Origin of the sequence: Frankia sp. AiPs1 (assembly GCF_023716945.1) — a bacterium.
Lineage (GTDB): Bacteria > Actinomycetota > Actinomycetes > Frankiales > Frankiaceae > Frankia.
Genome location: NZ_JAMQQF010000952.1, coordinates 1 through 1,335 on the forward strand (window position 1 = coordinate 1; position 1,335 = coordinate 1,335).

Below are 1,335 nucleotides of genomic sequence, written 5' to 3' on the forward strand. Positions count from 1 at the left end.
GCGGCGGGCTGCTCGCGGCGGTCGTCCCCGCGCTCGGCGGTCCGCGCCACCCGCTGCGAGCGACCGGGCGGAGCGTCCCTGCCCGCGTCCCGCCTCCCGCCTGGGGATGATCCGGTCCGTCGGGCCATCGTGACGTCCTCTCCTCGCGCGCCAGGCGCGTCTGCCGATGCCCCTGCCCGCCGCCCGGTACAGGGCCGTCCCATCGTCCTATGTAGGTGTTTCGGCGCGGGGACTGCCATGCTCGGCGGGGTCCGCCCGCCGGCCGCCCGGTCAGGACGACTTCGATGGCGCCGTCGGAGTCCCCAACGATCGGGGAATGATCCGCATCTCGGGATCGATCCGCAATCCCCGGACAGCCTGCTTCCCATCGACCTTCCCGTCCTCGCCCGTGCGCGCCGTCCTCACTCGGCGGGGGCGTCAGCCGTCCGCCTCGCAGACGGCCGGAGTCGCGTCGTCGAGGGGCACGTCGGGGGCCTCGCGGGGCAGCGGCGGAGGCGTACCGCCGAACGCCGGACACAGCGCCTGGTGATGGCACCAGGAGCACAGGCGGTTCGGGGTGGCCCGCCAGTCCCCGCTGCGGCGAGCGCGGTCGATCGCCGCCCACAGCGCCTCGATCCGCCGTTCGGTGGCCCGCAGGTCGGCCTCGTCCGGGGTGGCCCGCAACCAGGTGCGATCACCGAGGTAGTACAGCCGAAGCTCCCGGGGGATCACGCCGCGGATCCGCCACAGCAGCAGGGCGTAGAACCTCATCTGGAACATCGCCGTGCCCTCGAACGCCGGTCCGGGCGAGCGGCCGGTCTTGTAGTCGACCACCCGCAGGGCCAGGCCCTGCGGGGTCGTCGCCTCGTCGAGCCGGTCCACGTAGCCGCGCAGTCGCAGCCCGGAGTCGAGCACGTGCTCGACGTAGAGCTCGCGGGCCGACGGCGCGAGCCGGGCCGGGTCCTCCAGCGCGAAGTACCCGGCGAGCAGCTCGCGCGCCGAATCCAGCCAGGCTGCGAGCGCGACCGGATCGTCGAAGAGCGCCTCGACCGCCGGCTCCCGTTCGCGCAGCGCCCGCCAGGCCGGCTCGACCAGCGTGCGCGCCGCCTCGAGGGTCCGCCCGGCCGCAGGCAGGTCGAACAGGTTCTCCAGGACCGAGTGCACGACGGTTCCACGGCTGGCTGCCTCGCTCGGCGGTTCGGGCAGCCGGTCGACGACGCGGAATCGGTAACGCAGCGGACAGTTGACGAAGTCCGCCGCCCGCGAGGGCGACAACGACCCGATCAGCGGCCGCTCGGCAGCCTGCGGCTCGCCCGGCGCCGCAGGTCGGCCCGGCGCTGCCGGCCGGCCCGGCGC

The 1,335-nt window shown here is 74.9% G+C and carries 1 protein-coding gene; it reads right to left on the reverse strand.

Annotated elements, in window-relative coordinates:
* Nucleotides 1-417: 417 nt before the first annotated feature.
* Nucleotides 418-1,335, reverse strand: a 918-nt coding sequence (locus ND748_RS32125; RefSeq protein ID WP_374216092.1) for a RecB family exonuclease, incomplete at its 5' end; no start/stop codon positions are given.